Annotated in this window: 4 protein-coding genes; 2 read left to right on the forward strand and 2 right to left on the reverse strand. The window is 72.4% G+C overall.

Features of this window, described 5'->3' with window-relative positions:
• The first annotated feature begins 42 nt into the window (after window positions 1-42).
• Window positions 43-1,521, forward strand: a complete 1,479-nt coding sequence (locus ACK4S2_RS09035; protein WP_409623232.1) for a Y-family DNA polymerase — start codon at window positions 43-45, stop codon at window positions 1,519-1,521.
• A 107-nt stretch (window positions 1,522-1,628) separates the two neighbouring features.
• On the opposite strand, the gene ACK4S2_RS09040 is transcribed toward ACK4S2_RS09035, so the two are convergent.
• A complete protein-coding gene (locus ACK4S2_RS09040) occupies window positions 1,629-2,189 on the reverse strand; it encodes a fasciclin domain-containing protein (protein WP_409623235.1) in 561 nt (186 codons plus the stop codon).
• A 107-nt stretch (window positions 2,190-2,296) separates the two neighbouring features.
• On the opposite strand from ACK4S2_RS09040, the gene ACK4S2_RS09045 reads away from it, so the two are divergent.
• A complete protein-coding gene (locus ACK4S2_RS09045; RefSeq protein ID WP_409623238.1) occupies window positions 2,297-5,665 on the forward strand; it encodes an error-prone DNA polymerase in 3,369 nt (1,122 codons plus the stop codon).
• 3 nt (window positions 5,666-5,668) lie between these two features.
• Here the strand turns inward: ACK4S2_RS09045 and ACK4S2_RS09050 are convergent.
• A partial coding sequence (locus tag ACK4S2_RS09050; RefSeq protein WP_409623241.1) for a YcjX family protein occupies window positions 5,669-6,766 on the reverse strand: 1,098 nt, incomplete at its 5' end.

Raw genomic sequence — 6,766 nt, forward strand, 5'->3', positions numbered from 1 at the left:
AGAACATAAAGCGAACAAAAGCCGAGTCGCCAAAAGGGTGTCATGCGTCAGCGCCGCCTGCTTTGCCTGTGGTTTCCGCGCCTTGCCTCGGACCGTGCCTTGCGCGGGCACGGGGCCGAGCCGGGGCCCTTTGCCATTGTGGCGCGCACCGGCAATGCCGACCGGCTGGCCTGCCTGAACCCCGCGGCCGAGGCGCAGGGCCTGGCGCGGGGCATGACGCTGGCCGATGCGCGGGCGCTGTGCCCGGCCTTGCGCAGCCAGCCGGCCGCCCCCGAACGCGATGCCGCGCTGCTGGGCGCGCTCCACCGCTGGGCGGGGCGGTTTTCGCCTCTGGTGGCGCGCGACGGGGCCGACGGGCTGATGCTGGACATCGCCGGGGTTGCGCATCTGTTCGGCGGCGAGGCCGCGCTGGTGGCCGAGGTCGCCGGCCGGCTGGAGCGCGCCGGGCTTGGCGTGGTGCCCGGGCTGGCCGATACCCGGGGCGCCGCCTGGGCGCTGGCGCATCATGCCGGCGGCGGGCGGGCGGCACCGGGGGGCACGCTGGCGGCCATCGGCGACCTGCCGCCGGCGGCGCTGCGGCTGGCGCCCGATACGGCGGCGGCGCTGGCGCGGCTGGGGTTGCGGCGCATCCGCGACCTGGTCGGGATGCCGCGCGCCACGCTGGCGCGCCGCTTCGGCGCCGAGACGACCTTGCGGCTGGATCAGGCGCTGGGGGCTGCACCCGAGCCGCTGGCGCCCGAAGCGCCTGCGGTGGCGCCCGCGGTGCGCCTGACGCTGCCCGAACCCATCGGGCTGCTGGCCGATGTGCAGGCGGGGCTGGATCGTCTGCTGGCGCGGTTGTTCCAGCGGCTGGAGGCGGCGCATCGCGGCGCCCGGGCCTTGCGGCTGGAACTGGCGCGGGTCGACCGCAGCACCCTGACGGTGGATCTGCGCCTGGCGCGCCCCTTGCGCGATGCGGCCGCAATCGCCGCGCTTTATGCGCCGCGGCTCGACGGGCTGGATGCCGGTTTCGGGATCGACGCGATGCGGCTGGTGGCGCTGGACACCGACCCGCTGCCGCCGCGCCAGATTGCCTCCGCCGGGCAGGAGGCGGCCGCCGACCGGCTGGCCGACCTGGTGACGCGGCTGGCCAACCGCTTGGGCTTCGAGGCGCTGGAACGGCTGGACCCGGCCGAAAGCCACATTCCCGAACGCGCTGTCAGCGTGGTGTCGGCCGCCTTTGCCCCGCCGCCGCCGGCGCCCTGGCATGCCCAGCCCGGCCGCCCCGTCACGCTGTTCGCGCCCGAACCGCTGGCCGGGCCGCCCTTGCCCGGGTGCCGCTTCCGCTGGCGCGGGGTCTGGCTGACGGGGCAGGCCGCGCAGGGGCCCGAACGCATCGCCCCCGAATGGTGGTTCGACGACCCGGCCTGGGCAGCCGGCCCGCGCGACTACTGGCAGGTGGAAACCGCCGAGGGCCCGCGGCTCTGGGCCTTTCACACCCCGGCGAACGGCGCCTGGGCGGTGCAAGGCGAAGCGGCATGAGCACCAGGTCCGCCCCCGGGGCGCCGGTTGCCCCGTCGGATGCCTCCGGCGGGGATATTTGGGTCAAGGTGAAAGGGGCAGGCCCTGCGCCTGCCCCCGGGCCTGCGTCACTTCGGCAGCAGCACGCGGTTCACCACATGGATGACCCCGTTCGACTGGTTCACATCGGCGATGGTCACCTCGGCGGCGTTGCCGGATTCGTCCACCACATAAAGCCGCTTGCCGCGCAGGGTGACCGACAGCGCATCGCCCGACAGCGTGGAAAGGTGAACGTAACCGTCCCGGGCGCGGCGGGCCTGCGCCATCAGATCGGCCCCCGACAGCTTGCCGGCCACCACATGCGCGGTCAGCACCTTGGTCAGGGCGGGCTTGTTTTCGGGCTTGAGCAGCGTTTCCACCGTGCCCGCAGGCAGCGCGGCAAAGGCGGCATTCACCGGGGCGAAGACGGTAAAGGGCCCGGGGCCTTGCAGCGCCTCGACCAGGCCCGCGGCCTGCACCGCCGCCACCAGCGTGGTGTGGTCGGCAGAGTTCACCGCGTTTTCGACGATGGTGCGGTCGGCGAACATCGGGGCGCCGCCGACCATCGGGTTTTCGGCCAGGGCAGGCCGGGGGGCGGCGGTCAGCGACAGGGCGGTCAGGGCCATGAGCGCGGCCAGGGTCTTGCGCATCTTGCATCTCCTTGGTGGGCGCCGGAACGGTTCCGGCATGCCCGCAGCTACGGCCCGACGGCGCCCGAGTTTCCGCTCTGCGGCCTGTTCACGCCAAGGTGATCGTCATGGCCGAAGCCCCCGCCTATGCCGAACTGTGCGTCACCTCGAACTTCACCTTTCTGACGGGCGCCTCGCACCCCGAGGAACTGGTGACGCGCGCGGCCGATCTGGGGCTGGCGGCCATTGCGATCACCGACCGCAACTCGCTGGCCGGGGTGGTGCGTGCCCATGCGGCGCTGAAGGAACTGGCCCGCGCCCGGGCCGACGGCGCGCTGGCGATCCGCTCGCAGGCGCGCCCCGACCCGTCGAGCCGGCAGGATTTCGGCCGCCACACCCCGCTGGCGGTGCCCCCCGGCCCCTTGCCGCGGCTGATCGTGGGCGCGCGGCTGGCCCTGACCGACAGCGCGATCGAATGGCTGGCGCTGCCCGCCGACCGCGCGGCCTATGCCCGGTTGTCGCGGCTGCTCTCTCTGGGCAAGGGGCGGGCGGAAAAGGGCCAGTGCCACCTGACCCGCGCCGATCTGCAGGAGGCCTGCGAGGGGATGGTGCTGATCGCCCTTGTCCCCGACCCCCTGCTTCACCTTGATGCAAATATCCCCGCCGGAGGCAGCCGACGCCTGCCCCGGGCGGACCTGTCGGAACTGGGCGCCATGGCACGGCGCTATCCGGGCGCCTGTTTCATCGGCGCCGCCCCGCGCTATGACGGGCGCGACCGGCGCCGCTTCGATGCCATCCTGGCGCTGGGCCAGCAGGCGGGCTTGCCGATGGTGGCGGTGGGCGATGTGCTGATGCACCACGGGCGCCGCCGCCGCCTGGCCGATGTGCTGACCTGCCTGCGCCTTGGCCTGACCATCGACCGCATCGGTCGCCATGCCTTGCCCAATGCCGAGCGCCGCCTGAAGACCCCGGCCGAGATGGCCCGCCTGTTCCGCGACCATCCGGCCGCGCTGCGCCGCACGCTGGACATCGCCGGGCGCTGCGGCTTTTCGCTGGACGACCTGAGCTACGAATACCCCGACGAGGTGTCGGGCGACGAGGCCCCCCAGGCCCGGCTGGAACGGCTGACCGGGCAGGGGCTGCACCGCCGCTTTCCGGGCGGCGTGCCGGCCGACGTGGCCGACAAGGTCGCCAAGGAGCTGCGCATTATCCGCACGCTCGGCTTTGCCGCCTATTTCCTGACCGTCCACGACATCGTCGATTTCGCCCGCAGCCGCGGCATCCTGTGTCAGGGGCGCGGCTCGGCGGCCAATTCGGTGATCTGCTATGCGCTGGGCATCACCGAAGTGGCGCCCGACGTGATTTCGATGGTGTTCGAGCGGTTCATGTCCGAGGCGCGCGGCGAGCCGCCCGACATCGACGTGGATTTCGAGCACGAGCGCCGCGAGGAGGTAATCCAGTGGATCTACGACCGTTACGGCCGCCACCGCGCCGGGCTGGTCGCCACCGTGATCCATTTTCGCGCCCGTGCCGCGATCCGCGAGGTGGGCAAGGTCATGGGCCTGTCCGACGATATCGTGGCCGCACTGGCCGGGCAAAGCTGGGGCTGGTCGGCCAGCCCGCCCGACCCGGCGCGGCTGGGCGAAATCGGGTTGGATGCCCGCGATACCCGGTTGGCGCTGACCTTGCAGCTGATCGCCGAGATCATCGGCTTTCCGCGCCACCTGTCGCAGCATGTCGGCGGTTTCGTCATCACCCGCGGCCGGCTGGACGAGCTGTGCCCGATCGAGAATGCCGCGATGGAAGGGCGCACGGTGATCGAATGGGACAAGGACGATATCGACACGCTGGGCATCCTCAAGGTCGATATCCTCAGCCTCGGGATGCTGACCTGCATCCGCAAGTCGTTCGAGCTGGTCGCGCAGCATGGCGGCCCGCGCCTGAGCCTTGAAAACCTGCCCAGGGAAGACCCCGCCACCTACGACATGCTGTGCCGCGCCGATGCCATCGGGGTGTTCCAGGTCGAAAGCCGGGCGCAGCTGAACTTTCTGCCGCGCATGCGCCCGCGCAAGTTCTACGATCTGGTGATCGAAGTGGCCATCGTGCGCCCCGGCCCGATCCAGGGCGGCATGGTGCACCCCTACATCAACCGCCGCCAGGGCAAGGAGCCGGTGCACCTGCCCTCCAGCGACCTGCGCCCGGTGCTGGAACGGACCCTGGGCGTGCCGCTGTTCCAGGAACAGGCGATGCAGATCGCCATCGTGGGCGCGGGCTTCACCCCCGAGGAGGCCGACCGCCTGCGGCGCAGCCTTGCCACCTTCAAGCGCATGGGCACCATCGGCACCTTCCGCGACCGTTTCATGGAAGGCATGCGCGCCCGCGGCTACGACGCCGATTTCGCCGAGCGCTGCTTTGCCCAGATCGAGGGCTTCGGCGAATACGGCTTTCCCGAAAGCCATGCTGCCAGCTTTGCGCTGCTGGTCTATGCCTCGGCCTGGCTGAAATGCCACCACCCGGCGGCCTTCGCCTGCGCGCTGCTGAACAGCCAGCCGATGGGCTTCTACGCCCCGGCCCAGATCGTGCGCGACCTGCGCGAACACGGGGTCGAGGTGCGCCCCGTCTCGGTGACGCATTCCGCCTGGGACTGCACACTGGAACGGCGCGGCGACGGGCGGCTGGCGCTGCGGCTGGGGTTCCGGCAGGTCAAGGGCCTGCGCGCCGAGGATGCCGAATGGATCGTCGCCGCCCGCGCCAACGGCTACCCCGACATCGAAAGCGTCTGGCGCCGGGCCGGGGTGGCGCCGCCCGCGCTGGAACGGCTGGCCGAGGCCGACGGCTTCACCTGCCTCGGGCTTGGCCGGCGCGATGCGCTCTGGCAAGTGCGCGGCTTGCAGGGGCCGCGGCCCTTGCCGCTGTTCGGCGCCGATGGCGAAGGCATGGCCGAGCCGGTGGCCAACCTGCCGCGCATGACCCTGGGCGAGGAGATGATCGAGGATTACCTCGCCTTGCGCCTGTCGCTGCGCGCCCACCCGATGGAGCTGCTGCGCCCCGCGATCCCGGGCCTGACGGCCCATGCCGGCCTGGGCGGCGCCCGCGGCCGGGTGCAGGTCTGCGGGCTGGTCATCACCCGCCAGCGGCCCGGCACCGCCTCGGGCGTGATCTTCATGACGCTGGAGGATGAAACCGGCACCGCCAACGTCATCGTCTGGCCCAATCTCTATGCCGCCTTCCGCCGCGCGGTGATCGGCGGGCGGCTGGTGCGCGTGACCGGGCGCGTGCAGCAGGAAGGCGCCGTGATCCACGTCATCGCCGAACGGGTCGAGGATCTGTCGCCGTCGCTGGCCGGTCTTGCACACCCGCAGGCCACCACCATCGACCCGACCGCCGGCCGCGGCGACGAGGCGCGCCGCCCGGTGGCCGCCCGCGCGGCCCCGCGCAGCGCCCGCCACCCGCGCGATCAGGCCCGGGTGCTGTTCCCGAGCCGCGATTTTCACTGACCGTTACAGCCGGTCGCCCAGCAGGAACTCTGCCGCCCGGTCCAGCCGGATATGCGGCAACCCCTGGCCCGGCGCCAGGTCCAGCGGCGCAGGGGCAAAGCGCATCACCGCATAATCGCCGCCCAGCCAGGTCTCGGCGCCCTGGCGGGCCGGGTCCAGCAACCGCGCAGGGTCGGCCGGCAGGTCGCCCGCATACATCGCCGCCGGCCGACCCGTGCCCAGCAGCACCCCCTGCACCGCCGCAATCGTCTGCCCGCCGCGCGCCAGTTCCACCTCGGTGGTGGCGCGCAACGCCGCGATCGCCATCGCCGCGGTGCCCGCCCCGGCATAATCCGCCCGGTCGCGCGCCTCGCGCAGCATGGCGGCCAGAATGGCGGTCAGGCGAGGATGCTGGGTGTGGTGCAGGTGGTCGGCACGCGTCGCGGCAAACAGGATGCGCTCCACCCGCTTGCCGCGCAACAGCTCGGCCAGCATCCCGCCGCGTCCGGGCCGGAACGCGGCCAGCACACCTGCCATCGCCCGGCGCATGTCCTCCAGCGCCGCAGGCCCGGCATGAATCGCCTCCAGCGCATCCACCAGCACCACCTGCCGGTCGATGCGCGCGAAATGGTCGCGAAAGAACGGGCGCACCACCCGGGCCTTGTAGGCGTCGAACCGCCGCTCCATCTCGCGCCACAGGCCGCCGCGCGCCGGGCTTTCGGGGCGCGGCACCGGCGCAAAGGTCAACGCGGGCGACCCCTCCAGCTCGCCCGGCATCAGGAACCGCCCCGGCGTCACGTCCGAAAGCCCCGCCCGGCGCAGCGCGCCCAGCAGGTCGCGCCAGCCATCCGCCAGCCGTCGCGCCAGCGGCTCGTCCCACCCGGCATCCGCCAGCCCCTGCAACCCGGCCAGATAGCCTGCCGCCTCGGGCCGCGCCGCCACCCGGGCCAGCACCCCTTCGGCCCAGGTCTGATACGACAGGTCCATCAGGCTCAGGTCCAGCAGCCATTCGCCGGGGTAGTCGATGATGTCCAGATGCACGCGCCGCGCGCCCGTCAGGCCCAGAAACCCCGAAGGCCGCAACCGGAACGACAGCCGCAGCTCCGAAATCGCCCGGGTCGA

Origin of the sequence: Gemmobacter sp. (genome assembly GCF_046292685.1) — a bacterium.
GTDB lineage: Bacteria > Pseudomonadota > Alphaproteobacteria > Rhodobacterales > Rhodobacteraceae > Wagnerdoeblera.

What these genes read in the sequence shown, in the direction of transcription:
- ACK4S2_RS09035 (WP_409623232.1), top strand. Translation starts at nt 43, where the DNA reads ATGCGTCAGCGCCGCCTGCTTTGCCTGTGGTTTCCGCGCCTTGCCTCG.
- ACK4S2_RS09040 (WP_409623235.1), bottom strand. Translation starts at nt 2,189, where the DNA reads ATGCGCAAGACCCTGGCCGCGCTCATGGCCCTGACCGCCCTGTCGCTG.
- ACK4S2_RS09045 (WP_409623238.1), top strand. Translation starts at nt 2,297, where the DNA reads ATGGCCGAAGCCCCCGCCTATGCCGAACTGTGCGTCACCTCGAACTTC.